This is a genomic window from Paractinoplanes lichenicola (assembly GCF_016785085.1).
Taxonomy (GTDB): domain Bacteria; phylum Actinomycetota; class Actinomycetes; order Mycobacteriales; family Micromonosporaceae; genus Actinoplanes; species Actinoplanes lichenicola.
This window is the reverse complement of the sequence record NZ_JAENHO010000006.1, coordinates 242,754-269,183: the sequence shown is the minus strand read 5'-3', so window position 1 is coordinate 269,183 and position 26,430 is coordinate 242,754. Positions and strand designations below refer to the sequence as shown.

The following is a 26,430-nucleotide window of genomic DNA, read 5'->3' as shown; positions in this document are numbered from 1 at the left end:
GGACGGGTTATGGTCCGAGGCAACACAACCCCACGGGAGTCCGGTGCACCGGGCTGAGAGGGGGGCTGACGCGGCCCCCGACCGTCGAACCTGATCCGGATCATGCCGGCGCAGGGAGGAGCGACAGTTGTTGTTGCCGCGTTTGCACATCGTCACCGACTCGCTGAATGTCGTGCGGGGCGTGCTCCGTCACGGGCCGGTGGCCGTCCAGATCAGGGTCAAGACCAACGACCGCGAGGCGTACGCCCTGACGACCGCCGCGCTCGAGCTGTGCCGCCCGGCCGGGGCCCTGTGCCTGGTCGACGACCGGGTCGGGGTGGCCCTCGCGGCCGGCGCCGACGGCGTGCACGTGGGCGCGGACGACCTGCCGGTGGCGGCGGCTCGGCGGGTGCTCGGGCCCGACCTGGTGCTGGGCGCGACCTGCCGTAATCCCGTGGCCGCCCGCGCTGCCGTGGCCGACGGTGCGACGTACCTCGGGGTCGGGCCGGCCTTCGCGACCAGCAGCAAGACGGGGCTGCCGGAGCCGATCGGGCCGGCGGGCGTCGCGGCGGTGACCCGGGCCGTGCCGGGGACGCCGGTGATCGCGATCGCGGGGATCACGCCTGCCCGCGTGGGCGAACTGGACTGTTACGGGGTGGCCGCGATCTCGGCTGTCGTGGGCGATCCGGCTGGTGCGACTGCCGACTTTCTGCGGGCTCTGACTCGCTTTCCGGCCGCTCTCCCGGCCGCTCTCCCGGCTGCTCTTCCGGCTGCTCTCCCGGCCGGCGATGTTATCGACGGCCGGCATTCTCGGGCGGCTGGTTCGGCGGATGACGTGATCGGGGTCTCGCATGAGTGACGTCGCGGTCGTCGGGGGCGGGATCATCGGGCTGTCCATCGCGTGGCGGCTCGTGCAACGGGGTGCGGACGTGACCGTGCTGGACGGCGGCGACGAGGGCGCCTGGCACGTGGCGGCCGGAATGTTGGCGCCGGGTGGCGAATCCGAGCACGAGGATCCGGCCCTGATCGGGCTCATGGAGCGATCCGCCGCGCTGTGGCCCGCGTACGCGAAGGAACTGGAAGTTGATGTCGGCTATGACGACACCGGCACCCTGAGCCTGGCGCTGACGGCCGACGACCTGGCCGAGCGGGCGCGCATGTGGACCCGGCAGCAACTGCCGCTGCTGCGGCCGACCGAGCTGCGCGACCTGGAGCCGGCGCTGTCTCCCCGCGTACGGGCGGGGGTCTTTGCTCCTCGGGAGACTCAGGTGGACCCGCGCAAAGTGGTGAGCGCGCTGCGGGAGAGGCTCGGGGCGCGGATCGTGGCCAAGCGGGTCGAAGATCTCTCCGATGTGGACGCGCCGCAGGTCGTGGTGGCGGCCGGCTGCGGCACGGCGGCGCTCACGGGCTTGCCGATCCGGCCGGTGAAGGGCCAGGTGCTGCGGCTGCGCGGCGAACCCGGACTGCTGCGGCACGTGCTCGACGCCCCCGAGGTCTACGTCGTGCCGCGCGCCGACGGCGAGGTGGTGGTGGGCGCGACCCAGGAGGAGCGGACCGATCGGCTGGTCACCGCGGGTGGGGTGCACGATCTGCTGCGCGCGGCGCTGGAACTGGTGCCGGGGCTGGCCGACTTCGAGCTCACCGAGACCACCGTCGGGCACCGGCCCGGCACGCCCGACAACGCGCCGCTGCTGGGGCGGCTCGACGACCGGGTGATCGTGGCCGCCGGGCATTTTCGCAACGGCATCCTGCTGGCACCGGTCACCGCGTCGCTGATCGCCGGGCTGGTGCTCGGCGAGACCGACCCGATGCCGGCCGGCTTCTCGCCCCGGAGGTTCTGATGCGGCTGACGGTCAACGGAAACGTGATCGAGAGCGACGCCGCGACCGTGCAGGCGCTCGTCCAGACGATCACCGAGGCCCGGCGGGGCGTCGCGGTGGCGGTGAACGGCGAGGTGGTGCCCCGCTCGACCTGGGGGCTGACCGCGCTCGCGGACGGCGACGCCGTCGAGGTGCTGACCGCGGCCCAGGGAGGCTGATCGTGGACTTTCTGGACAAGTCACGGCTCATTCTCGGCACCGGTGGAGCCAACAGCCTGGCCGCGCTGGAGGAGGCGATCGTCGCGTCCGGCACCGCGCTGGTCACCGTGGCGCTGCGCCGGGTCGACGCGGCCGGGCCGGGCCTGCTGCCGATGCTCGACCGGCTCGGGGTGCCGGTGCTGCCCAACACGGCCGGCTGCTACACGGCCGGCGACGCGGTCAAGACCGCCCACCTGGCCCGCGACGCCTTCGAGACCGACCTCGTCAAGCTCGAGGTGATCGGCGACGAGCGAACCCTGCTGCCCGACGGGGTCGAGCTGCTGAGGGCGGCCGAGACGCTGGTGGGGGACGGGTTCCGGGTGCTGCCCTACACCAGCGACGACCCGATCCTGGCCCGCCGGCTGGCCGACGTGGGCTGCGTCGCGGTGATGCCGGCCGGGTCGCCGATCGGGTCGGGGCTCGGCATCTCGAACCCGCATCACATCCGGCTGATCCGGCAGAGCGTGGACGTGCCGGTGGTGCTCGACGCGGGCATCGGGACGGCCTCGGACGCGGCGCTGGCCATGGAGCTGGGCTGCGACGCGGTGCTGATCGCGAGCGCGATCACGCGGGCTTCGGCGCCGGCCGAGATGGCGTCGGCGATGCGGCATGCGGTTGTCGCGGGGCGGCTGGCCTTCACGGCGGGGCGGATTCCGCGGCGGTTCCACGCGGTGGCGTCCACATCGGATCTTGGAATCGCGCAGTGGTGACGCCGGGTGGGCTCGTGGTGCTCACCGATCGGCGTCTCGCTCGCGGGTCGCTGGTGGCGGTGGTGCGGGCGGCGGTCCGCGGCGGCGCGGGGTGGGTCATTCTGCGGGAGAAAGATCTGCCGTACGCGTCTCGGGTGGCGCTCTTCGAGGAGCTGCGCGCGGTTGTGCCGGACGGGCGGTTGATCGTGGCCGGGGCTGATCCGCTCGGGGGTGATGCCGTGCATTTGGCGGCGGCGGATCCGGTGCCTGCTGTGGGGCTGGTCGGGCGGTCCTGTCACGGCTTTTCGGATATGTTCGACGTGGACTATGTGACGGTGTCGCCGATCTATCCGACCGAATCGAAGCCCGGGTATGGGCCGGCGCTGGGGGCTTCGGTCGCCGCGGAGATCGCGGGGGAGGTGCCTTGGCTGGCGCTGGGCGGGGTTGATTCCGCTGGTCGGGCCGCGGAGTGTGCGGCTGCGGGGGCGGCCGGGGTGGCCGTTATGGGGGCGATTATGCGGGCTCGTGACCCATTTGGGGTGGCTGCCAGTATTTCGACCGTTTTCCAAGATCGGTTAGCTACTGGTCTGCCTTCCCTAGCCCCCACCCACCCTGGGGAGAGGAATGAAAATACACCCTGTCAAGCGGGGGTGGCGGGTTATCCACAGGATGTGGACCGAGGCGAGGTGTGTTCCTCGTGACGGGCCGGACGCCGCCAGTCGTGTTAACCATCGCCGGGTCGGATTCCGGTGGTGGCGCCGGGATTCAGGCCGACCTCAAGACGTTCGCGGCGCTGGGGGCGTACGGGGCCTCGGTCCTCACGGCCGTCACCGCGCAGAACACTCTCGGCGTCACGGCGATCCACCCGATCCCGGTCGACGTCGTGGCCGCGCAGCTCGAGGCGGTGCTGGCCGATTTCCCCGTGGCCGCGGTCAAGGTCGGCATGATCGGCGACCCGGCCGTGGGTGAGCTGATCGCCTCGTGGGCCGACCGGCTGCCCAACCTGGTCGTCGACCCGGTGCTCGTGGCCACCTCGGGCGCCCGGCTGGCCGAGACGGCCTCGGTCGCGCCGCTGCTCACCCGGTCGTGCGTGCTGACCCCGAACAGGCAGGAGGCGGCCGCCCTCGTACGGGGCCGGGTCGAGACCGCGCCGGAGATGGCGGAGGCGGCCGAGCGACTGGCCGCCGGGGGAGCGCGAGCGGTGGTGGTGACCGGGAGCGAGCTGGCGGTCGACGTGCTGCGCTACGACGGCGTGACCGAGACGCTGGCCGGCGACCCGGTGCCGACGGTCAACAACCACGGCTCCGGCTGCACGTTCTCGTCGGCGATCGCCGTGCGGCTGGCCCTGGGCGATCCGGTGCCCGTCGCCGTCAAGAACGCCAAGCAGTACGTAACGAATGCGCTCGCCGGTGGGCGGGAGTGGCGGCTGGGCGCCGGGCCCGGACCGCTGAACCACTTCTCGATTTAACAAAGGACGCCGTCCACAGGGGACGAGTGTGTCCAGCGAAGGGGAGGAACGGGATATGAGGCGCAAAGTGTACGTCGACGGGGTGCCGTTCACCGAGGTCGAGCTGAGCGACGGCAACGACCCCGTACGGCTCTACGACACCTCGGGCCCGGGCAGCGATCCCGCCGTGGGCCTGCCGCCGTTGCGCGCACCCTGGGCGAGCGGCCGCACCCAGCTGGCGTCGGCGCGGGCCGGAGTCGTGACGCCCGAGATGGAGTTCGTGGCGATCCGCGAGAACGTGCCGGCCGAGCTGGTGCGCTCCGAGATCGCGGCCGGCCGCGCGGTGCTGCCGGCCAACCGCAACCATCCCGAGTCCGAGCCGATGGTGATCGGGTCGCGGTTCCTCGTGAAGGTCAACGCGAACATCGGCACCTCGGCCGTGACGTCGTCGGTGGCCGAGGAGGTCGAGAAGCTGACCTGGGCCACCCGCTGGGGCGCGGACACGGTGATGGACCTGTCGACCGGGCCGCGCATCCACGAGACCCGCGAGGCGATCATCCGGAACTCGCCGGTGCCGATCGGGACGGTGCCGATCTATCAGGCGCTCGAGAAGGTCAAGGGCGACCCGGTCAAGCTGACCTGGGAGGTGTTCCGCGACACGATCATCGAGCAGGCCGAACAGGGGGTGGACTATATGACTGTCCACGCCGGAGTGCTGCTGCCGTACGTGCCGCTGGCCGCCGACCGGGTGACCGGCATCGTGTCGCGCGGCGGCTCGATCATGGCGGCCTGGTGTCTCGCGCACCACGAGGAGAACTTCCTGTACGCGAACTACGACGAGCTGTGCCGGATCTTCGCCGACTACGACATCACGTTCTCGCTGGGGGACGGGTTGCGTCCGGGCTCGATCGCCGACGCCAACGACGAGGCCCAGTTCGCCGAGCTGCGCACGCTGGGCGAGCTGACCCACCGGGCCTGGGCACACGACGTGCAGGTGATGGTCGAGGGGCCGGGGCACGTGCCGATGCACAAGATCAAGGAGAACGTGGACCTGCAGGTCGAGCTCTGTGGCGGGGCGCCCTTCTACACGCTCGGGCCGCTGACGACCGACATCGCTCCCGCGTACGACCACATCACGTCGGCGATCGGCGCCGCGATGATCGGCATGTTCGGCACGGCGATGCTCTGCTACGTGACGCCGAAGGAGCACCTCGGGCTGCCCGGCAAGGACGACGTGAAGGCCGGGATGATCGCCTACAAGATCGCGGCGCACGCGGCCGACCTGGCCAAGGGGCATCCGGGCGCGCAGGAGTGGGACGACGCGCTGTCCAGGGCCCGGTTCGAGTTCCGCTGGGAGGACCAGTTCGAGCTCGCCCTCGACCCGGAGACCGCGCGGGCCTACCACGACGAGACGCTGCCGGCCGCGGCCGCCAAGACCGCGCACTTCTGCTCGATGTGCGGGCCCAAGTTCTGCTCGATGAAGATCAGCCACGAGCTCAAGGCGCGCGGGATGGGCGAGAAGTCCGCCGAGTTCGTCTCCTCGGGCGGGCGGGTCTACGTGCCGTTGCCGATAACCGAGATCGCCTAGCGGTCCGGTTCCGCAGCAACCATTCCGAGGTTCTTGGCCATTCGCCAATAACGCCCTATGCGGATTCCTTGGAAAATGCCATGGACGACGACGGAATTGGTCGCGAATCCGGGCTCAGCGACCGAGCCCGCTCACCCAGTCGGCGATCTCGCCTTCCGGGCTGTCCGGCCGATTCGAGCGCTGCTGCTGCGAGGGCGGGGTGAAGCCGTCGAACGGGGGCATCGTGATCACGCCGGTGTCGGACGGCTTCAGCTCGTGCTCGGGGCGCTGCGCGGCCACGGCGGCGTGGGCGGCCACCGAGGCCCGGCCCGAGACCGAGGCCCGGCCGGTCGCGGGTTTGACGGCGGCGGTGCCGGCCTGGGGACCGGCGGCGGCCTTGGCGATCGCCGACTCGGGCTGCGCGTCGCGCTGGGGCAGCGGCGGGCGGTCGGGGGTGGGCTCGGTGCCGAGCGGGACGCCGGGCTGGTCGGTGGCCGGGCCGCGGCGCAGCACCGCGGCCAGCACCGAGCCGAAGACCCCGGCCCCGGCCGCGGTCATGGCACCCCAGTAGGGCACCTCCTGGAAGCGGCTCGCGCCCGGCCCGGCGACCAGGTAGGCCACCGTGAGCAGGGCGGGACCGGGCAGGCCGGCCAGGGCGATCGCCACCGTGGGCAGCTGGCGGCGGCGGGCCGCGAGCCCGATCACCAGGCCGCTGATCAGGGCGATGGCCGGCATCGTGAACAGGGCGACCCGCTCGATGAGGCCGTCGGGGACGAAATCGGCGTCCAGCACCCCCAGCCGTACGGGGGGAAGGGTCTTGCCCGAGATGAGCGAGGGCGCCACGGACGCCAGCGCGACGAGCCAGATCGCGCCGGCCACGGTCATCAGGCTCCAGTGCGACACGTGCCGGCCCAGGGCGGCGTACGCGGCGAAGATGCCCGCGGCCGCCCCGATCACGGCGCACGCCCCGATCACGAAGACCGCGTTCACGCCCGCGATCTCGGCGCTGCGGGCGGGCTGCATGGTCAGCGGCACGATCGCCGCCGCGCCCAGGCCCGCCGCGATCGCGCCGGCCATCCGCGTGCCCGCACCCGCCGACCGGGGCAGCCGGGACCGGCCGGCCAGCCCACCGGCGGCGGCCGCGGTCAGCGCGAACCACGCGACCCAGCCCAGCTGGACGGTCCATTGATCACGCGCGGTAGCGTCCACGACACGGGTGAAGCCGAGGATGCCCAGCCCGTAGGCGAGGCCCAGCTGACCGGCGCCGACCAGCGCCGCGGCGCCGAATGCGGCCCCCACCAACTTCACCCAGGTCCGAAATGCCATGCCCGGCACGTTACGGTTTCCTTGCCTGTGCGCTCAACTGCGGGAGTGGATTCTTAAAATCCCGCTTAGTTATTTATACAAAGAGTGACGACTCAGGCCATCAGTAGATCATGAAGCAGGCCGCTGGCCCGGGCCACCTCGTCGGAGTGCGCCGTGCGGCCCAGGGTGCGTGGACGCGGGATCCGGACGTCGACGATCTCGCGGACCCGGCCCGGCCGCGGGCTGAGCACGACCACCCGGTCGGCCAGCAGCACGGCCTCGTCGATCGAATGGGTGACGAAGACCGTGGTCGCCCGCTGCTCCATGTGGATGCGTTGCAGCTCGACCGAGAGTTCCTCGCGGATCAGCGGGTCGAGCGCCGAGAAGGGCTCGTCCATCAGCATCACCTGCGGCTTGCCGATCAGCGCCCGGCACAGCGCCACCCGCTGCTGCATGCCGCCGGAGAGCTCGTGCGGCAGCCGCTTCTCGAAGCCGGTCAGGCCGGTCAGGGCCAGCAGCTCGTGGGCGCGGCCGAGATACTCCGACTTGCGCCGGCCGAAGATCTGCACCGGCAGCAGCACGTTGTCGAGCACTGAGCGCCAGGGCAGCAGGGCCGGCCGCTGGAACATCATCGACACGTCGCGCCGGGGCTTGGCCACCGCGACCCCGCCCACCTCGATCACGCCGCCGGTCGGGGGCAGCAGACCGGCGATCATCCGCAGCAGCGTCGACTTGCCGCAGCCCGAGCGGCCGACCACGGCCACGAACTCGCCGTCGCCGACCTGCAGGCTGACGTCGCGCAGGGCCTCGACCGTGCCCGAGCGGCCGGTGAACGTACGGGAGACGTGGTTGACCTGGATCATGACGCGAGCCGCCACCGGCCGCTGCGCGCCACCAGCAGGGTGAGCGCCTGCGGCATCAGGCCGGAGTGGTTGTCGGGGGTGAGCCGGATCGGGCCGGACAGGCCGTCGACCTGCGACGTCTCGAGGATCTCGCGGATCTGCACGCGGTTGGTGCCGACCCGGGCCACCGCGCCGGCGACCAGGTCGGTGGCGTCGGCCGCGAACGAGGCCACGCCGGAGTAGCTGCCGTAGCGGGACGTGTAGTCGCGGAACCACTGCTTGCGGGACGACTTGGCCGGGGTGGTCGCGATCACGTCGTCGATCGCCAGGATCTGGGTGAACACCATCGTGGCGTTGTTCGTGGCGGCGGCCGCCTCACGCGGGATGAACAGGTCGCCCGCGGCGGCCGCGTCCATGTAGATCCGGCCGCGGTAGCCGGCGGCCCGCGCGTCCCGGGCGGCCAGCTGGGCCAGGTCGGGCGGGGTGAGCACGACCAGCGCCTGCGGGGCGGCGTCGGTCAGCGTGCCGACGGTCTGCGCGATGTCGGACGCGCCCGCCTTGACCGAGCGGGTCGCCTTGACGGTGATGGCCGACCCCCGCGCGGCGTTGAACGCCGTGTTCGCGCCGCGGCCGTAGAGGTCGGTCGTGTAGAGCACCGAGACCGTCTTCATGCCGGCCGAGGACAGCTCGCTGACCAGCGCGGCGGTGCTGTCGGCGGAGTTCGGGCCGAGCTTGAAGACGTACTGCCGCTCGTTGACCGGGGAGGCGACGTCCGACGAGGCCAGCGCGATCGTCGGGATGGTCTTGTCGTTGATCGTCTTGGCCGCCTGGACCACGCACTCGTCGCACGAACCGGTGACGACCGCGGCCACCGTCGGGTCGTCGGCAAACGATGTGATGTTTCGCATCGATGCCGCCGGGTCGTTGCGGTTGTCCTTCGTCACCAGCCGCAGCTCGCGGTCGCCCAGCTGGCCCGAGGCGTTGATCTGGTCGACCCGCAGTTGCAGGGCCCGGGCGTACGCGGTGTCGACCGACGAGTTGTTGAGGTCGGCCGCGATGACCACGACTTCGGCGCCGCTGGCGGCGTCGTCGTCAGAGGTGCAGCCGGCCGCACCGGCGATGAGCATCGATGCCACGGCGGTGGCCGCGGTGATGCGGGGGAGCCGCACTGCGGTGCCTCCTATGGGGGCGGAAAAGGCGGGGGCGCCGGCACATCGTGGTCCGTGGGCGGGCGCGCCGGCACGGACAATGTGTCCGTTCGATCGCGCCAAACCTTGCCAACGTGAAGGCCCCTGGTCAAGCGGCTCACCATCGATGGAACGAGACGGTTGTCTCACATATTGGTTGGAATCTTGGGGGTTCAGCGTGACCGAGTCGTCACCGGATGTGTTGGGCGACATATTCGCGCACGTCAAAGCGCATTGTTTGTCGAATGTAGAACGGTCAGGAATCCTTGCACTCGGACACCAAGTTCATTTCTGGGTGTTTCCTGGCTTCCCAAAGGGATGTCCGTTCTGATGAAATTCCCGGGCCGCGCGAGGTTTTGCGGGCGAAGAGCCACGGGGATGACCACGGAGGAGAAGTCGTGAGCACCGGATCTTCGACCCAGGTGACGCGCCGTGGTGTCTTCCCCCGCCTGCGAGACGCCCGGATCCGCGCCAAACTGGCTCTCATTCTGGTCGTTCCTCTGGTCGCAGTCATCGCCCTGGCGACCACCCGTCTGGTCGACGTCGGACAGCGTGCCGCCGACGCCGGACAGGTCGAGGAACTGACCAAGCTGGAGACCGACGTCTCCGCACTCACACAGCTGCTGCACGTCGAGCGGATGGCCGCCGCCGCGTACCTCGGGAACGCGGTCACCAACGCGCGCACCGACGCCTACCGGTCCGCCGTCCGGGCGAGCGACGCGCAGATCCAGGTCTACCGCGCGCACCGCGAGGACATCGGCACGCCGCCGGCCACGGTGCTCGACCGGCTGACCCGCATCGACGACCACCTGAACACGATGGACGCGACCCGCACGGCGGTGGGCGACCGCAACGGCATCGCCGTCGCCGAGGCCGTCTCGCGCTACAGCGTCGTGATCACCGACCTGGTCTCGTACGGCGAGGCGGTCAGCCAGTTCGCCGGCGACGGCGACATCGCCGACCGGCTGCGCGCGATCGCCGCGTTCGCCCGGGCCAAGGCGGGCACCGCCGAGCAGGAGGCGGTGTCGTACGCGGCCGTCGTCACCCGCGACCTCAGCGCCGAGCAGCGCGTCACGTTCATCGCCACCCAGACCGCCCAGCAGGAGGCGCTGCTCGCCTTCTCGCTGGTGGCCAGCCCGGCCCAGGCCTCGCTGGTCGACAACGTCGTCTCGGGCGACGCGGTCAACCTGGTCGACGGCGTGACCGCGCAGCTCAACCGGGCCGGCAATCAGGTTCTCGAAGCCGACGAGGTGACACGGTCCTTCGGGGCCGTGGTCGACCTGATGCGCTGGGCCGAGCAGGAGCTCGAGTCCGACGTGGTCGACCAGGCGTCGGCCGACCGCGACAGCGTCGTGCGGCAGACCGCGATCGAGGCCGCCCTGGTCCTGCTCGTGCTGATCGTCGCCATCACGCTGGCCGTGATCCTGGCCCGCTCGCTCAACATGTCGCTGCGCCGGCTGCGGGAGGGCGCCCTCGCGGTGGCCAACCGCGACCTGCCCGACGCCGTGGCCCGGCTGCGCGACGCCCGCAACCTCGGTGAGGGCGGCGCCGACGAGCTGGTCCGCCAGGTCCGCGACCCGATCAAGCTGCCCAACAAGGACGAGGTCGGCCAGGTCGCCCAGGCCTTCAACGTGGTCCACCGCGAGGCGGTCCGCATCGCCGCCGAGCAGGCCGCCCTGCGCACCAGCGTCTCGACGATGTTCCTCAACCTGGCCCGGCGCTCGCAGTCGCTGGTCGACCGGATGATCGGCGAGCTCGACATGATCGAGCGCACCGAGGAGGACCCGAAGCGGCTGGCCCAGCTGTTCGAGCTCGACCACCTGGCCACCCGGATGCGCCGCAACGACGAGAACCTGCTCGTGCTGGCCGGCGCCGACTCCAGCGCCCCCCGCCGCGAGGACGCGCTGCTGGTCGACGCCCTGCGCGCCGCCCAGTCCGAGGTGGAGCTGTACAACCGCATCGAGTTCGGCACGGTCGACACCGACATCTCGATCGCCGCGCTCGCCGTCAACGACGTGGTCCGCCTCGTCGCCGAGCTGCTCGACAACGCCACCCGGTTCTCGCCGCCGACCACGATCGTGGTCGCCGACGGCCGGCGGATCCGCGACTACGTCGTGATCCAGGTCGAGGACCGTGGCCTCGGCATGTCCGAGGAGCAGATGGACCAGCTCAACCGGCGCCTGGCCGAGCCGCCGAGCGTCGACGTGGCCGCCTTCCGCCTGATGGGTCTGGCCGTGGTCGGCCGGCTCGCCTCGCGCTACGGCATCCGCGTCGAGCTGCGGGCCAACCTCGAGGGCGGCACGGTCGCCCAGGTCACGCTGCCGAGCAGCATCGTCGTGCTGCCGAGCCGCCGGCTCGACGCGCCGGTCCGGCCGCAGGAGCTCGGCACCGCGCCGTACGGGGGTGGTGGCTGGGACGCCCGCTCGTCCCGGGCCGCGACCGCGACGCTGCCGACGATCTCGCCGTCGGCCGCGCCCGAGCCAGCCTGGAGGGAGCCGACCCCGGCGCCGCCAGCCGCGCACCCGCAGCTGCCGATGTTCCCGTCGCAGCGCCCGCCGTCCGAGCCCGAGACCCGGCCCACGCCGAACCGGCCCCCGCTGCCGACCCGGGTGACGAAGACGATCGACGCGACGAACTCGTCGTCCACGATGAACGGCTTCGCCGCGGCCACCCCGGTGGTCTCGGCGCCACCGATGCCGGCGCCCCCGGTTTCCGCGCCGCCCGTGTCGGCCCCGCCGATCGTCTCCACGCCGCCGGCCCCCACGGGCAGCAGCTGGGGCGCCGCCCTGGCCGCGATGCCGCCCGCGCCCCCGCCGCCGGTCGTGCCGTCGGCCGAGGACCGCAGCGACGCGCCGATCTTCGTGCAGATGCAGCAGAGCTGGTTCCGCAACCACGAGAACGCGAGCCAGGAGGAGTGGGGCATGCCGACCGCCGGCTACGCCCCGCCGCCGAACGGTGCGTCCAAGCCCACCCCGGCCCCGCCTGTTTCTCCTGCTCCGGCACCCGCGGCCGCACCGGCACCCCCGCCGTCGTCGCCCGCCCCGACCGGGCACAATGGACCGTCCGTACCCAAGCCGCGTGCCGCGGCCGAGGACAGATGGAAGACGACGGCCGACGAGGGGTGGCAGAAGGCGATGGCAGCGGCCGAGCCCGTCGACGCCGGCACGACGCGGTCCGGTCTGCCCAAGCGCGTACCCCAGGCGCAGCTCGTGCCCGGCGGCGTGCAGCCCGGGCCCAAAAACCAAAACCGTCGCAGTCCTGATGAGGTCCGCGGACTACTTTCTGCGTATCACCGGGGAGTGCAACGAGGGCGGACGGACGGCACCGCCGAGTCCGCCACCTCCCAGGCTAAGGAGAACCAACCGTGACCAGGCCCCCCACCATGCAGGACATGGGCTGGCTGCTCAACAACTTCGCCAACAGCGTGGCCGGCATCGCCCACGTCGTGGCGGTCTCCGCGGACGGCCTGCTGCTCGCCGCGTCGCGCGACCTGCCCGCCGACCGGGCCGACCAGCTCGCGGCCATCACGTCCGGTGTGGTCAGCCTGACCGAGGGCGCGTCGCGCATGTTCAACGCGGGCGAGGTCCAGCAGACCATCATCGAGATGGACTCCGGCTACCTCTTCCTCATGACGATCAGCGACGGTTCCTCGATGGCCGTGCTGGCCGCGCGCAGCTGCGACGTCGGTCAGGTCGGCTACGAGATGGCGCTGCTGGTCGAGCGGGTCGGCGCGTCGCTGTCGCCCGCTCCCCGGGAAACTGTCAATCACTAGTCGCCGGTTCGACGGAAGGGGGTGATCGCGATGGGCCAGCCGCAGGATCCGAGAGGCAACCTGGTGCGTCCGTACGCGGTCACCCGTGGCCGGACCGAGCCGCGCCGGGACATCCCGATCGAGGCGGTCCTGGTCGCCAGCCAGGCCGGTCTGCAAGAGGCCCGGTTCGCCGGGCATGACAAGTACCGCATCGCCGTGCTGTGCGAGGCGAAGGCGCAATCGCTGGCCGAGCTCGCAGCGCTCTCCCGGCTACCGCTGGGTGTGGCGCGGGTCCTGGTCGCCGACATGGTGGCCGACGGGCTGCTCTCGTTGCACAGCGCCGCTCCCAAAACTGGGTTCTCGGAGCGGATGAACCTGCTGGAAAGGGTATTGAGTGGACTTCGCAAGCTCTGAGCGGGCGGGGGCGCAACCCAAAGAGATCACCTCCGCCAAGATCGTCGTCGCCGGCGGTTTCGGCGTGGGCAAGACGACGCTGGTCGGGGCGGTCTCCGAGATCGAGCCGCTGACCACCGAGGCCGTGATGACCTCGGCCGGTCAAGGGGTCGACGACGCGTCCAAGGTGCCCGGCAAGGGGACCACCACGGTGGCGATGGACTTCGGCCGCATCACGATGGCCGACGACCTGATCCTCTACCTTTTCGGCACCCCCGGGCAGACGCGGTTCTGGTTCATGTGGGACGAGCTCATCCGCGGCGCGGTCGGCGCGGCAGTGCTCGTCGACACCCGCCGGATCGCCGACGCGTTCGCCCCCCTCGACTACTTCGAGAATCGTCACCTGCCCTACCTGGTGGCGCTGAACTGCTTCGACGGGGCGCCACGCTACGAGCCCGACGAGGTTCGCGAGGCGCTGGCCATCCCGCCGCACGTGCCGCTGGTCATGTGCGACGCCCGCCACCGCGACTCGGTCAAGCAGGTGCTGGTCGCGGTCGTGGAGCACGCGATGGCGACATTGATTTCCGAACAGGGTGGATACCCGGCGCCCGTTGGCTAAACGTCAAGATCAAGATGTCCTCGCGGGGTGGTGGGTGGCCGTCGCTCCTGCGAAAACTTCAGAGGCAAATGTCCTCGCGGGGTGGTGGGTTCAGACCGTCGCTCCCGCGGGGACCCGGGCGGGCTGAGCAGGGCGCTGGCGCGCCCTGAACGCTCAGCCCACCCGGGCGACGTGAGTGAGTGGTCGCGCCCGAAAACCCCTGGTTGGTTGCTCCCGCGGACTTATCCACAGCCCTCAAGCGATCTTGTCTGGACGCCGCTAGGGTGTGCCCACCCTTTGTGGGCGGGGGAGGTGGCGGCTGCTCCTGCGATCTTGAGGAAGACGGGATCTTGGGCGGCTGAGTGGGTCAGACGGGTAGGCGGTAGCCGCGTTTGACGACTGTTTGGATGACGCCGGGGGCGTTCAGGCCGGCTCGGAGGCGGGCCACTGCCATTTCGACGGCGTGTTCGTCGGCGCCGCGGGGGAGTGCGTGCAGCAGGGCCGCCCGGGAGAGCACCCGGCCCGGGGTGGCGGCCAGCGCGCGCAGCACGGCCATCGGGGCCGGAGCCAAGGGGCGCAGTTCGCCGTCGACTATCGCGGCGTGGCCCCGCAGGGTGAGCGAATGGCCGGCCACCTCGAGCGAGACGGCCCGTTTCGGCAGCTCGTCGACGATCGTGCGGACCAGGGCGCTCAGCCGGGCCCGGGTCGGCGCTACTACAGGCACGTTGTGGCGGCGCAGGGGTGCGGCCGTGACCGGGCCCACGCAGGCCGCCAGCACGTCGCCGCGGAGCGCGTCGAGGACGGCGTCCGAGCTCGGGCCGGCCGCGCGCAGCAGCGCCTGCACGGCCGGGGCGGCGGTGAAGGTGACCGCGTCGACGAGCCGGGCGGTGATCAGGTCGACCAGGCGGTGCAGCGGGGCCGGATCGGTCGGGGCGGCCCAGCGATAGACCGGCACTTCGATCACGCGGGCCCCCGCCTGCTCCAGCGCCTCGGTGTATTCGGGCTGGCTCTCGCCGTGCAGCTGCATCGCGACGGTCAGCCCGGCGATCCCGCGGGCCTTGAGGTGGTCGACGACCTCGTCGTAGCTCTCGCCCTCGGGGGACCACTGGTCGTGCAGCCCGGCCGAGCGCACCGCGGCGCGCGCCTTGGGGCCCCGGGCAACCAGATAGGCGTGGGACAGCACCGCCCGCAACGGCTCGGCCAGTCCCCACCCCTCGGCCGCCTCGAGCCAGCCGCGCATGCCGATGCCGGTGTTGACCAGCACGATGTCGGGCGGGGCGTCGAGACAGGCCCGGGTCGCGGCCCGCAGCTCGGCGTCGTCGGCGATCGGCACGATCCGCAGCGCGGGGGCGAGCACCACGCGGGCCCCGCGACCCTCCAGCAGGGTGGCCAGCTCGTCGCGGCGGCGGTCGGCGGTCACCCCGATCGTGTATCCGGACAGCGACGCGGCCGGCTCGGCCAGCGCGGCCGCCGTGATCACCGTCCGGCGCGGTCCCCCCGTACGGTCGGTCATCGCAGTTTTTCGAGAAGTCGTGGCGCGGCCGTCCGGTCCACCGAAGGGCACGCTCGGAGCCCGCCGTCCTCAGCGTCGACCCGCTCCCATGTCACGCCTGCGTTCTCCGCCGTACCTCCGGCCGGCGCGCGCCACGACTCCCCCTCGCCGAACCGGGAAGCCGGTCCAGCGGTCACCGTCAGGTCCGTCCTCAACCCTGACGGTGGCTTCTCAATAGTGCGTCCTCCCCGCACGCGCGAGCCACGCCCGGCCCGCGTCGTGAAGGTGTCAGCACCATTGCTCATGCCGGAAGCGTGCCGGTGAGGAATTTCGCCCTTGCGTCCCGTTTGTTTCGAGCCTGCTAAGAGGCATCGACCTGTGACCTTCGCTACGGGGGACAGGCCGAAAGTTCTTGACCATGGATCCCGCTGCCGGGCGCGTCACGGGAGCGGGTATGCTGGCTGTTGGTTATTTTTGGAGGTCGCGTCCGAGCGCTGGGCGGGGCCACCGATCGTGTTGACCCTTGCACGTTTTGACCACGCGCCGCGCAGGCGGGTATTGTTGCCTGCTGTTGTGCGACAGCTGCGAGCCCGCCCCTCCGGGTAGGCTTGATGTTCGCGTTCTCCGCGACCAGCGCGCGACCCCAGACCGACGACAAGACAAGGTAATTCTGTGCGTACGTACAGCCCGAAGCCGGGTGAGATCGAGCGTCAGTGGCACATTATCGACGCTTCTGACGTCGTTCTGGGCCGCCTGGCCACCCACACCGCGAACCTTCTGCGTGGCAAGCACAAGCCGATCTTCGCGCCGCACGTCGACACCGGCGACTTCGTTGTGATCATCAACGCCGGCAAGGTCGCCCTGACCGGCAACAAGCGGCAGACCAAGGTCGCCTACCGCCACTCCGGCTACCCGGGCGGCCTCAAGCAGGTCGGCTACGAGGAGCTGCTGAGCAAGCGCCCCGAGAAGGCGATCGAGCTGGCCGTCAAGGGCATGCTCCCGCACAACAAGCTCGCGCGGCAGATCATCAAGAAGCTGAAGGTCTACCCGGGCGCTGAGCACCCGCACGCCGCTCAGCAGCCCCAGCCGTTCGAGATCACCCAGATCGCGCAGTGAGCGCGGGAGAAGGCAGCAGCATGTCCGACAGCATCGAGCCCGAGGTCGTCGAGACCGTCGAGGAGCCCGCCGCTGAGGCGGCAGTCATCGTCGAGGAGCCGGCCGAGACGGTCGTCGTCGTCGAGACGCCCGCGCCGGCCCCGGTCCGCGCCCCGCGTCCCGGTGACCGTCCGATCCAGACCGTCGGCCGCCGCAAGGAGGCCATCGTCCGGGTGCGTCTCGTCCCCGGCACCGGCAAGATCACCTGCAACGGCCGCGAACTCGAGGCCTACTTCCCCAGCAAGGTGCACCAGCAGCTCATCCGCGAGCCGCTCGTCACCGCGGAGAAGGAAGAGCAGTTCGACGTGATCGCGAACCTGCGCGGCGGCGGCATCACCGGCCAGGCCGGTGCGCTCCGCCTCGGCATCGCGCGGGCGCTCATCACGAACGAGCCCGACGACCGCCCCGCTCTCAAGAAGGCCGGCTTCCTCACCCGGGACGCCCGCGTCAAGGAGAGCAAGAAGTACGGCCTCAAGAAGGCCCGTAAGGCTCCGCAGTACTCGAAGCGCTGATTTTGCGCCGAGTCTGACAACGGCCGGGTTGTGCTCCTGGGTTTCTCGGGAGCACGCCCGGCCGTTTGCGTTCCCTCCCCTTTTATCGATGCAACGCAAAGGAATCCGCATGGGTCGACTGTTCGGCACCGACGGCGTCCGGGGGCTCGCGAACGGCGAGCTGCTCACCCCGGAACTAGCCCTCAAAGTGGCCGTCGCGGCAGCGCGCGTCCTGGTCGAGAGCGACAGCAGCCACCAGCCACTGGCGATCGTCGGGCGTGACCCGCGGGCCAGCGGCGAGATGCTGGAGGCGGCCGTCGTCGCCGGGCTGACCAGCGCGGGCGCCAACGTGGTGCGGGTCGGCGTGCTGCCCACCCCCGCGGTGGCGTTCCTGGTCGGGCAGACCAACGCCGACCTCGGCGTGATGCTCTCGGCCTCGCACAACCCGATGCCCGACAACGGGATTAAGCTCTTCGCCGCCGGCGGCACCAAGCTGCCGGACGAGCTGGAGGAGCGGATCGAGCAGGCCATCGAGGACGGTCACGGGCTGATCGGTCGCCCCACCGGCGCCGGCATCGGGCGGGTGCACGACCTGCTCGACGGGGCCGAGCACTACGTGAAGCACCTGGTCGGGGCCACGCCGCACAGCCTTTCCGGCGTCAAGGTCGTGGTCGACTGCGCGAACGGCGCGGCCAGCGAGGTCGGCCCGGTGGCGTACGAGGAGGCCGGGGCTGAGGTCATCGCGATCCACGCCGACCCGGACGGCCTGAACATCAACGACGAGTGCGGCTCGACCCACCTCGACAAGGTGCGCGACGCCGTGCTGGCCGAGGGCGCCGACCTGGGCCTGGCCCACGACGGCGACGCCGACCGCTGCCTCGCGGTGACCGCCTCGGGCGAGGTCGTCGACGGCGACCAGATCATGGCGATCCTGGCCCTGGCCATGCGCGACGCGGGCACGCTGACCGACGACACGCTGGTCGCGACCGTGATGAGCAACCTGGGCCTGCGGATCGCCATGAAGCAGTCCGGCATCAAGCTGCTCGAGACCAAGGTCGGCGACCGCTACGTGCTCGAGGAGCTCAACGCGGGCGGGCTGGCGCTGGGCGGCGAGCAGAGCGGGCACATCGTGATGCCGGCCTACGCCACCACCGGCGACGGGGTGCTGACCGGCCTGCACCTGATGGCCCAGATCGCGGCGAGCGGCAAGTCGCTGGCCGACCTGGCCGCCGTGGTGCACACGCTGCCGCAGGTGCTGATCAACGTGCGCGTCGGCGACCGGGAAGCGGGCGCGTCGGCCCCCGCCGTGCAGGCCGCGGTGGCGCTGGCCGAGAACGAGCTGGGCGAGACCGGGCGGGTGCTCCTGCGTCCGTCGGGCACCGAGCCCCTCGTACGGGTCATGGTCGAGGCCGCCACCGAGGAGCAGGCCCGCTCGGTGGCCGAGCGGATCGCCGACGAGGTGCGCTCCGCCTCGCCGGCCTGATCCCGTACGTCTTACTGGCGGCCCAGCTTCGACAGGCGGCCTTAGGGGATCTGCCCGCTTCGTCAAGCTCTTACTGGCGGCCCAGCTTCGACAGACGCTGGGCCGCTTCGTCTATTACGGCCTCGCGCTTGCAGAAGGCGAACCGGATCAGGTGCCGGCCCGCCTCCCGGTTGTCGTAGAAGACCTGCGTCGGCACCGCCACGACCCCGCAGCGCTCGGGCAGCTCGCGGCAGAACTCGATGCCGTCCGTGCCGCCCAGCGGGGTGATGTCGGCCGTCACGAAATACGTGCCCTCGGACGGCTGCACGGCGAACCCGGCCTCGGTCAGCCCCGCGGTCAGGTGGTCGCGGCGCGCCTGCAACTCGGCGCGGAAACCGGTGAAATACGACTCGGGCAGGCCCAGCGCGACGGCCACGGCAGGCTGCAACGGCCCCGCGTTGACGAACGTGAGGAACTGCTTGACCCGGGTCACGGCCGAGACCAGCCGGGCCGGGCCGGTCGCCCAGCCCACCTTCCAGCCCGTACAGGAGAAGGTCTTGCCGGCCGAGGAGATGCGCAGTGTGCGGTCGTGCATGCCGGGCAGGCTGGCGAGCGGCACGTGCGGCTCGGCGGCGTCGGTGAAGACCAGGTGCTCGTAGACCTCGTCGGTCACGGCGTACGTGTCGAACTCCTGGCAGAGGCCCGCGATCAGGGTCAGCTCGGCGCGGGTGAAGACCTTGCCGGTCGGGTTGTGCGGCGAGTTGAGCAGCACCAGGCGGGTGCGCGGGCCGAACGCGGCACGCAGCTCACCCTCGTCGAACGTGTATCGCCCGTCGGGGCCGGGGCGCAGCGTGACGGGCCGCCGGACGGCGCCGGCCAGCGTGATCGAGGCCGCGTACGAGTCGTAGTAGGGCTCGAACGTGACGACCTCGTCGCCGCGCTCGCACAGCCCCAGGATCGCGGCCGCGATCGCCTCGGTCGCGCCCGCCGTCACGACCACCTCGGTGCCGGGATCGCGGGGCAGGGCCCAGAAGCGCCGCTCGTGCTCGGCGATGGCGGTGCGCAGGGCGGGGATGCCGGGCAGCGGCGGATACTGGTTGGCCCCCTCGCGCAGGGCCCGGGCGGCGGCGTCGAGCATCTCGGCCGGGCCGTCGGTGTCGGGGAAGCCCTGACCCAGGTTGATCGAGCCGGTGCGGACGGCCAGGGCCGACATCTCGCTGAAGATCGTGGTGCCGAACGGGCGCATCCGTTCGACCAGGGGATCACTCGTCACATTGAACCTTCGTCACTCGATGGCGAAATGCGTGCACGACGCGGTGGCGACGGTGGACGAGGTGGACGTGCGTTCCTTCACCTCGGCCCCGTCGACCAGGGCCCGGCACTTGATCGTGCCCGCCGACGTGTCGATCCGCATGGCGACCACCGAGACGAGCGCCGGGGTGTCCATCTCGGTCGTGAACGTCCACGGCAGGTCGACGTTCTGCAGCCGCTTGGGTGACTCGCCGAGCTTCGCCACGTACAGGATCTGGGACGCCTGGCCCTCGCCGCTCACCTCGTACGTCACCTTGATCTTGCGGCCGGTCACGTCGGGCGCGTTGCCCGGCAGGCTCGGCAGCTCGGTGGGCAGGTCGGGGATCTCGGGGGCGGCCGTGGGCAGCTGCGGCAGCTCGGGCAGCGCCTCCTCGGCCTTGTCCCGCACGTTGCGCACGAACATCACGCCCGCCGTGGCCACGCCGCCGCAGAGCAGGAGGGTAACCGCCAGCACGAGCAGCACCATCGGCGTCTTGCTCTTGCGCGGCGGCCGGGGCGGTTGCTGATAGCCGGGCGGCGGGCCGTAACCGGGTGGCGGGCCATAACCCGGCGGGGGACCGTAACCGGGCGGCGGCTCGTAGGACTGCACCCGATACTGCTCGGTCGGCGCGGCCGGGAACTCCGACGTCGGCGGGTAGTCGGGGTTGGGCGGCTGCGGCAACGACGCGTACCCGGGTTGGAACGTCGGCGGGGCGGGCTGCTGGGGCACGAAGGGCTCAGTAGTGCCGTCCGGCTGCCGATTGTCCGGCTGATTGCTCATGTTTCTCCCGGTGCGTGCGCGCTGTTGTGGCGCGGTAGCCGACGGTACGCCAACGGCGCCAGCCGTGGGATGGCCCGGTCGGCCGTTCGGCCTGTTTTGCGCAGACGGTGTGCTCGAAAGGGTGCTTCTCGCGCATGACGGGTGAGCGGAAGTCCGCTAGAGTCACGGCCATGTGTGGCATCGTGGGGTACGTCGGCGGTCGTCCGGCGCTCAGCATCGTTCTTGACGGACTGCGCAGGCTGGAATACCGCGGATACGACTCCGCCGGTGTGGCTGTCGTGGACAACGGCGCCGTTCTGACCGAGAAGAAGGCCGGCAAGCTGGCCAACCTGGAGAAGCAACTGGCCGAGGCCGACGACGCGCGGATCGCGGCCGGGCTCACCGGCATCGGGCACACCCGCTGGGCGACGCACGGCGGCCCGACCGACCGCAACGCCCACCCGCACGTCTCGCAGGACGGCCGGGTCGCGGTCATCCACAACGGCATCATTGAGAACTTCGCCCGGCTGCGCGCCGAGCTCGAGGCGACCGGCGTCGAGTTCGCCAGCGACACCGACACCGAGTGCGCCGCCCACCTGCTCGCGGCCGAGGTGCGCCAGCTCCGCGAGTCCGGCCACGCCGAGGGCCCGCAGCTGCTGGCCGAGGGCATGCGCCGCACGGTGCGCCGGCTCGAGGGCGCGTTTACGCTGCTCGCCATCGACGTCGAGGTGCCCGACGCGGTCGTCGCCGCCCGGCGCAACTCGCCGCTGGTCGTGGGGCGTGGCGAGGGGGAGAACTTCCTGGCCAGCGACGTCTCCGCGTTCATCGAGCACACCCGCGAGGCGGTCGAGCTGGGCCAGGACCAGGTCGTCCTGATCACCCCGGCCGGCATCGAGATCACCGGCTTCGACGGCTCGCCCCAGGAGGGCAAGGAATACCACGTCAGCTGGGACGCCTCGGCCGCCGAGAAGGGCGGTCACGACTACTTCATGCTCAAGGAGATCGCCGAGCAGCCCCAGGCGATCGCCGACACCCTGCTCGGCCGCCTCTCCGAGCGCGGCGAGATCGTGCTCGACGAGGTGCGCCTGACCGACCAGGACCTGCGCGACGTCGACAAGATCTTCATCGTGGCCTGCGGCACCTCCTACCACGCGGGCATGGTCGCCAAGTACGCCATCGAGCACTGGGTGCGCATCCCGTGCGAGGTCGAGCTGGCCAGCGAGTTCCGCTATCGCGACCCGATTCTCGACCGCTCGACGCTGGTGGTCGCGATCAGCCAGTCCGGCGAGTCGATGGACACGCTGATGGCGCTGCGCCACGCCAAGGAGCAGAAGGCCCGCGTGCTGGCCATCTGCAACACGAACGGCTCGACGATCCCGCGCGAGTCGGACGCGGTGCTCTACACGCATGGCGGCCCCGAGATCGCGGTGGCGTCGACCAAGGCGTTCCTGACCCAGCTGGTCGCCTGCTATCTGATCGGGCTGCACCTGGCCCAGATCCGCGGCGTCATGTACGCCGACGAGGTCGCCGCCGTGGTCGAGAAGCTGCAGCAGACGCCGGACAGCCTGCGCACGCTGCTGGGCCGGATGGAGGAGGTGCGCGAGCTCGCCCGCGACCTCAAGACCGCCTCCACGGTGCTGTTCATCGGCCGGCACGTCGGCTACCCGGTGGCCCTGGAGGGCGCGCTCAAGCTCAAAGAGCTCGCCTACATGCACGCCGAGGGTTTCGCCGCCGGTGAGCTCAAGCACGGCCCGATCGCCCTGATCGACGAGGGCACGCCGGTGGTCTGCGTGGTGCCCTCGCCGGCCGGTCGCGGCGTGATGCGCGACAAGGTCGTCTCCAACATCCAGGAGGTCCGCGCCCGCGGGGCCCGCACGATCGTGATCGCCGAGGAGGGCGACGAGGACGTCCGCGCCTTCGCCGACCACCTGATCCCGGTGCCGGCCACCCCGACCCTGCTGGCCCCGCTGATGACCACGGTGCCGCTGCAGGTGCTCGCGTGCGAGATCGCCGCGGCCCGCGGGCACGACGTCGACCAGCCCCGCAACCTGGCCAAGTCCGTCACCGTCGAATAAACCGCCTTCCCGTACGGCCGTCACCGTGGTGGCGGCCGTACGCGTTCTCATCGGGCCGTCCCCAGGGTGATCGAGGTCAGCGCCTCGAGGGACGGGGAACCGGGCTCCCAGTAGCCGATGTGACCCCCGCCGGGCGCGCTGGTGAAGACGTGGGCGCCGAAGGCCGGGTCGCTCGGGTTGTGGCCGAACCACAGGTCGCGCTCGGGCAGGCCGAAGGCCGGCAGCGGGCCCAGGCCGGGCATCGTGCCCAGATCACGGACCAGGCTCGCGGGGGAGACCGCGGCGTACTGGATGACGTCGTCGCGGGCCGTGCTCGACCAGACCTGGCCCGGCGGCACCCGCAGGTCACGAGCCGAGTCGACGCCGACACCAGGCGAGCCGACGAAGACCACGCTGTCCGCCTCGAGACCGTCCACGGCGGCGGCCCGGCCCACCAGCAACGAGCCATAGCTGTGCCCGAGCACCACCTGCCGGCCCGGCGGACCCTCGTGCGCGGCCCGCAGACCCTCCTGGAAGTGCCGCAGCGCCGGCGCTCCGGCCGCGGCCTGCCGGGCGCTCGCCGCCTCGTCGACGAAGTCGGGCGCGTCGTAGTCGAGCCACATGACGGCGCTGGTCGCGACGGCCGGGTCGACCTCGGCGGCCCGCACGGCGACGCGCTCGGCCCGGGTCAGCTCCCCGCCGAAAGAGGCCAGCCCGGCCGTCATCCCGGGCACGTGGGTGAGCACGTTGTCGGCCCGGTCGGGATCGCCCAGGGCCACCACGGCTCGGCCCTCACCACCGACGTCGAGCTGTAAGAGATAAGCCCGCGGCCCGGAATCGTCGGCGAGCCGATGGTCGAGAGCGAACAGCCCGTTGCGGACCTCGCGCAGCCGGTTGCGCTCCCGCCCGGCGGTCTTGGCGATCGCCCGGTCGAGCTCGGCCAGCCGGTCGTCGAGCAGGAGGCGGTTGGCGATGTCGCGGTCGGCCGCCGGCAGGCCGTCGAGCCGGGCCAGCCAGGACGCCTCGGTCGCCAGCAGCCAGTTCCGCTGCTCGGGCGGAATCTCGGCCCACCAGCGCCGCACTTCGGCGGGAGAGGAGGCGCAGTCGGGTCGGGCGGAGCCGGATTGAGGCGGCGCGGCGGGGGAGCTGATCGCCGCGGCCAGGTCTCGTAGTCGCCGGGCGGCCTCGGCGTCGGCCCCCGCCGCCAGGGCAAGCGCCGCGGCCGGTTCGCCGCCGGGTGGGCCCTGCGTCCGGGTGCCGGCGGCGGGGGCGCTCGGCAGCAATGCCTTGGCCCGGATCAGGGCGGCGGCGAACTCGCCGGCCGTCTGGTCGGCCCGCCAGCAGTGCAGCCGGAACAGGACCAGCCGGAGGCGCAGCTCCTCCAGGCGGCGGGCGGCGGCGGTGGCCGCGGTGCCGCGCCACACCGCGGGCAGGGCGGCCAGGCGGGGGACCAGCTCGTCGAGCAGATGACCGGCCAGCTCGGCCCAGCGCCGCCACGACAGGGCCAGCGCACGCCACCGCTCCGGGTCGGTGACCTGCAGCCGGGCCAGGATCGCGGTGGTCATCGAATCAGCCGCAGGCGGGTGACGGCACGGGCGTCGGCCAGCTCGTAGGCCTCGGCGGCCGAGGTGATGCGACGGGCGGTCTCCTCGATCTCAGCGCCGATCAACGCCAGCTGCCGCCGGGCGGTCTCGCCGGCCAGCTGAGCCGCGTCGACCGTGGCCCAGCGCGGGACCTGCGGGGGCGGCGGCTCGCCGGCGGCCGCGCCGGCCACCCGGTCGCCGGTGACGGCCACGCCGGCGGCCGCACGGCGCAGGGCCTCGATGTCGGCCTCGAGATCGGGATTCATCAGCAACCTCCGGGTGGGGCGAACGGATGCGACGAACTTAGGGGCCGCAAGCCCGCCGCGGGGTGGCCTGTGGACAACGCCCGAGGTTGTCCACAGGCCCCGATGCCGAGCGGCGACTACCGATAGGGTTGGGCCGTGATCGTGGCTGTCGGCATCGATGTGGTCCTGGTGGAGCGCTTCGCCCGCGCTCTCGAGCGGACGCCGCTGCTGGCGACCCGGCTCTTCACCGAGGGCGAGCGGCAGACCTCCACCGGCAATCCGCGGTCGGCCGAGTCGCTGGCCGCCCGGTTCGCGGCGAAGGAGGCGGTGGCCAAGGCGCTGGGCGCCCCCGCGGGCATGCTCTGGCACGACTGTGAGATCGTCGCCGACCCCGACGGCCGCCCGTGGCTGACCGTCTCGGGCACGGTCGCCGCGGTCGCCACGCAGCGCGGCGTCAATCGGTGGCATCTGTCGCTCTCGCACGACGGCGGCATCGCCTCGGCCATGGTGGTCGCGGAGTCCTGACCGGCGGCGTTCAGCGGCGGCCGGGAAAATGTCGCAGCCTTGCGCTAGAACGGTCGGCAACATCGATTGGCTGGAGGACCGATGCGGCAGGCATGGCGGGTCGCGGATGTGCGCGCGGCCGAGCAGGCACTCATGGCGACGCTGCCCGAGGGCACGCTGATGCAGCGGGCCGCCGCCGGCCTGGCCCGGCGCTGCGCCCTGCTGCTGGAGGAGGCGGGCGGCGTCTACGGCGCGCGCGTGACCCTGCTGGTCGGCAGCGGCGACAACGGTGGCGACACGCTCTATGCCGGTGCCGCCCTGGCCCGGCGTGGCGCCCAGGTGCGGGCCCTGCTCATGCGGCCCGACCGGGTGCACCTGGCCGGCCTGCGGGCGCTGCGCACGGCGGGCGGCTTCACCGTCCGTGAGCTGCCCGACCGGGCCGACCTCGTGCTCGACGGCATCGTCGGGATCGGCGCCACCGGCGGCCTGCGCAAGCCCGCGGCGGCCGTGGCCGGCCGGCTGAGTGAGCTGCGCGGGCGACACGGCGCCCGCGCCGTGGTGGTGGCGGTCGACGTGCCCAGCGGGGTGGCCGTCGACACGGGCGACGTGCCCGGCGCGGCCGTCACGGCCGACGTCACGGTGACCTTCGGCAGCCTGAAGCCGGCTCATGTGCTCGGCCCGGCGACGGTGCGCTGCGGGCAGATCGAACTGGTCGACATCGGCCTCGGCCCGGCGCTGCGGGCCGATCCGGCCGTCTCGGTGCCCGACTCCGGCGACGTCGCCGCCTGGTGGCCGCATCCGGGCCCGGCCTCCGACAAATACACCCGCGGCGTGGTCGGCATCGCCACCGGCTCCGCGACCTATCCGGGGGCCGCCCTGCTGGGCGTGAGCGGCGCCCTGGCCGGGCCGACCGGCATGATCCGCTATGCGGGCAGCGCCCACGAGGAGGTCGTGCGGGCGCACCCCTCGGTGGTGGCCGCGCCCAGCGTCGCCGATGCCGGGCGGGTGCAGGCCTGGGTCTGCGGTTCCGGCCTGGGCACCGACGACGAGGCCCGCACGACCCTGCGCAGCGTGCTGGCCACCGCGCTGCCCGTGGTGCTCGACGCCGACGCGCTGACCCTGCTGATCGACGGCAAGCACGCGAGGGATCTGCGGCGCGACGCCCCGGTGGTGGTCACGCCGCACGACGGGGAGTTCAAGCGGCTGGCCGGCGAGGGGCCCGGCCCCGACCGGGCCGGCGCGGCGCTCAAGCTCGCGTCCTGGATGAACGCGGTGGTGCTGCTCAAGGGCGACCGGACGATCGTGGCCACCCCGGGCGGCGAGGTCTGGGCCAACCCGACGGGCACGTCCGCGCTGGCCACGGCGGGCAGCGGCGACGTGCTGGCCGGGTTGCTGGGGTCGTTGCTGGCCGCCGGGCTGCCGGCCGAGCGGGCCGCGGTCGCCGCGGCGTACGCGCACGGCCTGGCCGGGCGGCGGGCCGCGGCGGAGGGCCCGGTGAGCGCCCCCGACATAGCCGCCGCCCTGCGTCCCACCGTTCGCGACCTGACCAGTCGTTAGGC

The 26,430-nt window shown here is 72.0% G+C and carries 23 protein-coding genes, 2 pseudogenes and 1 riboswitch; of the genes and pseudogenes, 17 read left to right on the top strand and 8 right to left on the bottom strand.

The features are described 5' to 3' along the window. Positions 1-22 precede the first annotated feature (22 nt). Positions 23-134, top strand: a riboswitch (TPP riboswitch). The 7 genes and pseudogenes from JKJ07_RS22275 to thiC form a co-directional block, all read left to right on the top strand. Beyond that, positions 128-703: pseudogene (locus JKJ07_RS22275) on the top strand (thiamine phosphate synthase); the annotation flags it as partial. (Overlaps the previous riboswitch by 7 nt.) Before the next feature lie 127 nt (positions 704-830). Next, positions 831-1,820: a glycine oxidase ThiO gene (gene thiO, locus JKJ07_RS22270; RefSeq protein WP_202993652.1), complete on the top strand. Its 990-nt coding sequence runs from the start codon at positions 831-833 to the stop codon at positions 1,818-1,820. Then, positions 1,820-2,017 carry a sulfur carrier protein ThiS gene (gene thiS, locus JKJ07_RS22265; RefSeq protein ID WP_202993651.1) on the top strand — a complete coding sequence of 66 codons (198 nt, stop codon included), beginning with the start codon at positions 1,820-1,822 and terminating at the stop codon, positions 2,015-2,017. Before thiO ends, thiS begins: the two co-directional genes overlap by 1 nt. Before the next feature lie 2 nt (positions 2,018-2,019). Continuing rightward, entirely contained in the window at positions 2,020-2,766 is a 747-nt protein-coding gene (locus tag JKJ07_RS22260; protein ID WP_438871432.1) for a thiazole synthase, read from the top strand. Then, positions 2,760-3,338: pseudogene (locus JKJ07_RS22255) on the top strand (thiamine phosphate synthase); the annotation flags it as partial. The gene JKJ07_RS22260 and the pseudogene JKJ07_RS22255, both read left to right, overlap by 7 nt. A gap of 104 nt (positions 3,339-3,442) precedes the next feature. Then, positions 3,443-4,213, top strand: coding sequence for a bifunctional hydroxymethylpyrimidine kinase/phosphomethylpyrimidine kinase (thiD, locus tag JKJ07_RS22250; RefSeq protein WP_202993649.1), 771 nt, complete (start codon positions 3,443-3,445; stop codon positions 4,211-4,213). A gap of 55 nt (positions 4,214-4,268) precedes the next feature. Next, positions 4,269-5,780 (top strand): phosphomethylpyrimidine synthase ThiC, encoded by a 1,512-nt coding sequence (thiC, locus tag JKJ07_RS22245; protein WP_202993648.1) that lies wholly within the window; start codon positions 4,269-4,271, stop codon positions 5,778-5,780. Positions 5,781-5,894: 114 nt separating this feature from the next. Here thiC and JKJ07_RS22240 read toward each other — a convergent pair whose 3' ends face one another. From JKJ07_RS22240 to JKJ07_RS22230, 3 genes are all read right to left on the bottom strand, one after another. Continuing rightward, a complete protein-coding gene (locus JKJ07_RS22240) occupies positions 5,895-7,085 on the bottom strand; it encodes a hypothetical protein (protein WP_202993647.1) in 1,191 nt (396 codons plus the stop codon). A gap of 92 nt (positions 7,086-7,177) precedes the next feature. Continuing rightward, positions 7,178-7,927: an ABC transporter ATP-binding protein gene (locus tag JKJ07_RS22235; protein WP_202994013.1), complete on the bottom strand. Its 750-nt coding sequence runs from the start codon at positions 7,925-7,927 to the stop codon at positions 7,178-7,180. After that, positions 7,924-9,033 (bottom strand): ABC transporter substrate-binding protein, encoded by a 1,110-nt coding sequence (locus tag JKJ07_RS22230; RefSeq protein WP_202994012.1) that lies wholly within the window; start codon positions 9,031-9,033, stop codon positions 7,924-7,926. The genes JKJ07_RS22235 and JKJ07_RS22230 overlap by 4 nt, the downstream gene beginning before the upstream one ends. Positions 9,034-9,491: 458 nt before the next feature. On the opposite strand from JKJ07_RS22230, the gene JKJ07_RS22225 reads away from it, so the two are divergent. The 4 genes from JKJ07_RS22225 to JKJ07_RS22210 are packed head-to-tail and all read left to right on the top strand — an operon-like array spanning position 9,492 to position 13,856. Further along, entirely contained in the window at positions 9,492-12,461 is a 2,970-nt protein-coding gene (locus tag JKJ07_RS22225; RefSeq protein ID WP_202993646.1) for a sensor histidine kinase, read from the top strand. Beyond that, positions 12,458-12,865: a roadblock/LC7 domain-containing protein gene (locus JKJ07_RS22220; RefSeq protein ID WP_202993645.1), complete on the top strand. Its 408-nt coding sequence runs from the start codon at positions 12,458-12,460 to the stop codon at positions 12,863-12,865. Before JKJ07_RS22225 ends, JKJ07_RS22220 begins: the two co-directional genes overlap by 4 nt. 30 nt (positions 12,866-12,895) lie before the next feature. Beyond that, the gene (locus JKJ07_RS22215; RefSeq protein WP_133873193.1) at positions 12,896-13,258 is read left to right on the top strand and encodes a DUF742 domain-containing protein; all 363 of its coding nucleotides are present in this window, start codon (positions 12,896-12,898) and stop codon (positions 13,256-13,258) included. Next, complete coding sequence (locus JKJ07_RS22210) at positions 13,239-13,856, top strand: GTP-binding protein (RefSeq protein ID WP_184953692.1); 618 nt, start codon at positions 13,239-13,241, stop codon at positions 13,854-13,856. Before JKJ07_RS22215 ends, JKJ07_RS22210 begins: the two co-directional genes overlap by 20 nt. Before the next feature lie 346 nt (positions 13,857-14,202). Here the strand turns inward: JKJ07_RS22210 and JKJ07_RS22205 are convergent, their stop codons facing one another. Then, positions 14,203-15,348 carry a uroporphyrinogen-III synthase gene (locus tag JKJ07_RS22205; RefSeq protein ID WP_202993644.1) on the bottom strand — a complete coding sequence of 382 codons (1,146 nt, stop codon included), beginning with the start codon at positions 15,346-15,348 and terminating at the stop codon, positions 14,203-14,205. Between the two features lie 651 nt (positions 15,349-15,999). Here JKJ07_RS22205 and rplM point away from each other — a divergent pair. The 3 genes from rplM to glmM all read left to right on the top strand — a co-directional run bounded on the left by rplM (position 16,000) and on the right by glmM (position 18,456). Next, the gene (gene rplM, locus JKJ07_RS22200) at positions 16,000-16,443 is read left to right on the top strand and encodes a 50S ribosomal protein L13 (RefSeq protein ID WP_202993643.1); all 444 of its coding nucleotides are present in this window, start codon (positions 16,000-16,002) and stop codon (positions 16,441-16,443) included. Positions 16,444-16,463: 20 nt separating this feature from the next. Then, positions 16,464-16,994 carry a 30S ribosomal protein S9 gene (gene rpsI, locus JKJ07_RS22195; protein WP_236029672.1) on the top strand — a complete coding sequence of 177 codons (531 nt, stop codon included), beginning with the start codon at positions 16,464-16,466 and terminating at the stop codon, positions 16,992-16,994. 109 nt (positions 16,995-17,103) lie between these two features. Further along, complete coding sequence (gene glmM, locus JKJ07_RS22190; RefSeq protein WP_202993642.1) at positions 17,104-18,456, top strand: phosphoglucosamine mutase; 1,353 nt, start codon at positions 17,104-17,106, stop codon at positions 18,454-18,456. Between the two features lie 70 nt (positions 18,457-18,526). On the opposite strand, the gene JKJ07_RS22185 is transcribed toward glmM, so the two are convergent. Next, positions 18,527-19,708 (bottom strand): pyridoxal phosphate-dependent aminotransferase, encoded by a 1,182-nt coding sequence (locus JKJ07_RS22185; RefSeq protein WP_202993641.1) that lies wholly within the window; start codon positions 19,706-19,708, stop codon positions 18,527-18,529. Between the two features lie 12 nt (positions 19,709-19,720). Then, the gene (locus tag JKJ07_RS22180; RefSeq protein WP_202993640.1) at positions 19,721-20,506 is read right to left on the bottom strand and encodes an MmpS family transport accessory protein; all 786 of its coding nucleotides are present in this window, start codon (positions 20,504-20,506) and stop codon (positions 19,721-19,723) included. 170 nt (positions 20,507-20,676) lie between these two features. Here JKJ07_RS22180 and glmS point away from each other — a divergent pair, with 170 nt between their 5' ends. Then, positions 20,677-22,560, top strand: coding sequence for a glutamine--fructose-6-phosphate transaminase (isomerizing) (gene glmS, locus JKJ07_RS22175; protein WP_202993639.1), 1,884 nt, complete (start codon positions 20,677-20,679; stop codon positions 22,558-22,560). Positions 22,561-22,607: 47 nt separating this feature from the next. Here the strand turns inward: glmS and JKJ07_RS22170 are convergent, their stop codons facing one another. Then, entirely contained in the window at positions 22,608-24,104 is a 1,497-nt protein-coding gene (locus JKJ07_RS22170; protein WP_202993638.1) for an alpha/beta hydrolase, read from the bottom strand. After that, positions 24,101-24,388: a hypothetical protein gene (locus tag JKJ07_RS22165; protein WP_202993637.1), complete on the bottom strand. Its 288-nt coding sequence runs from the start codon at positions 24,386-24,388 to the stop codon at positions 24,101-24,103. The genes JKJ07_RS22170 and JKJ07_RS22165 overlap by 4 nt, the downstream gene beginning before the upstream one ends. Positions 24,389-24,523: 135 nt before the next feature. On the opposite strand from JKJ07_RS22165, the gene JKJ07_RS22160 reads away from it, so the two are divergent. Beyond that, entirely contained in the window at positions 24,524-24,892 is a 369-nt protein-coding gene (locus JKJ07_RS22160) for a holo-ACP synthase (protein WP_202993636.1), read from the top strand. Between the two features lie 81 nt (positions 24,893-24,973). Beyond that, complete coding sequence (locus tag JKJ07_RS22155) at positions 24,974-26,428, top strand: NAD(P)H-hydrate dehydratase (RefSeq protein WP_202993635.1); 1,455 nt, start codon at positions 24,974-24,976, stop codon at positions 26,426-26,428. The last annotated feature ends 2 nt before the right edge of the window (positions 26,429-26,430 follow it).

What these genes read in the sequence shown, in the direction of transcription:
- thiO (WP_202993652.1), top strand. Translation starts at nt 831, where the DNA reads ATGAGTGACGTCGCGGTCGTCGGGGGCGGGATCATCGGGCTGTCCATC.
- thiS (WP_202993651.1), top strand. Translation starts at nt 1,820, where the DNA reads ATGCGGCTGACGGTCAACGGAAACGTGATCGAGAGCGACGCCGCGACC.
- thiC (WP_202993648.1), top strand. Translation starts at nt 4,269, where the DNA reads ATGAGGCGCAAAGTGTACGTCGACGGGGTGCCGTTCACCGAGGTCGAG.
- JKJ07_RS22240 (WP_202993647.1), bottom strand. Translation starts at nt 7,085, where the DNA reads ATGGCATTTCGGACCTGGGTGAAGTTGGTGGGGGCCGCATTCGGCGCC.
- JKJ07_RS22235 (WP_202994013.1), bottom strand. Translation starts at nt 7,927, where the DNA reads ATGATCCAGGTCAACCACGTCTCCCGTACGTTCACCGGCCGCTCGGGC.
- JKJ07_RS22230 (WP_202994012.1), bottom strand. Translation starts at nt 9,033, where the DNA reads ATGCTCATCGCCGGTGCGGCCGGCTGCACCTCTGACGACGACGCCGCC.
- JKJ07_RS22215 (WP_133873193.1), top strand. Translation starts at nt 12,896, where the DNA reads ATGGGCCAGCCGCAGGATCCGAGAGGCAACCTGGTGCGTCCGTACGCG.
- JKJ07_RS22205 (WP_202993644.1), bottom strand. Translation starts at nt 15,348, where the DNA reads ATGACCGACCGTACGGGGGGACCGCGCCGGACGGTGATCACGGCGGCC.
- rpsI (WP_236029672.1), top strand. Translation starts at nt 16,464, where the DNA reads ATGTCCGACAGCATCGAGCCCGAGGTCGTCGAGACCGTCGAGGAGCCC.
- glmM (WP_202993642.1), top strand. Translation starts at nt 17,104, where the DNA reads ATGGGTCGACTGTTCGGCACCGACGGCGTCCGGGGGCTCGCGAACGGC.
- JKJ07_RS22180 (WP_202993640.1), bottom strand. Translation starts at nt 20,506, where the DNA reads ATGAGCAATCAGCCGGACAATCGGCAGCCGGACGGCACTACTGAGCCC.
- glmS (WP_202993639.1), top strand. Translation starts at nt 20,677, where the DNA reads ATGTGTGGCATCGTGGGGTACGTCGGCGGTCGTCCGGCGCTCAGCATC.
- JKJ07_RS22170 (WP_202993638.1), bottom strand. Translation starts at nt 24,104, where the DNA reads ATGACCACCGCGATCCTGGCCCGGCTGCAGGTCACCGACCCGGAGCGG.
- JKJ07_RS22165 (WP_202993637.1), bottom strand. Translation starts at nt 24,388, where the DNA reads ATGAATCCCGATCTCGAGGCCGACATCGAGGCCCTGCGCCGTGCGGCC.
- JKJ07_RS22155 (WP_202993635.1), top strand. Translation starts at nt 24,974, where the DNA reads ATGCGGCAGGCATGGCGGGTCGCGGATGTGCGCGCGGCCGAGCAGGCA.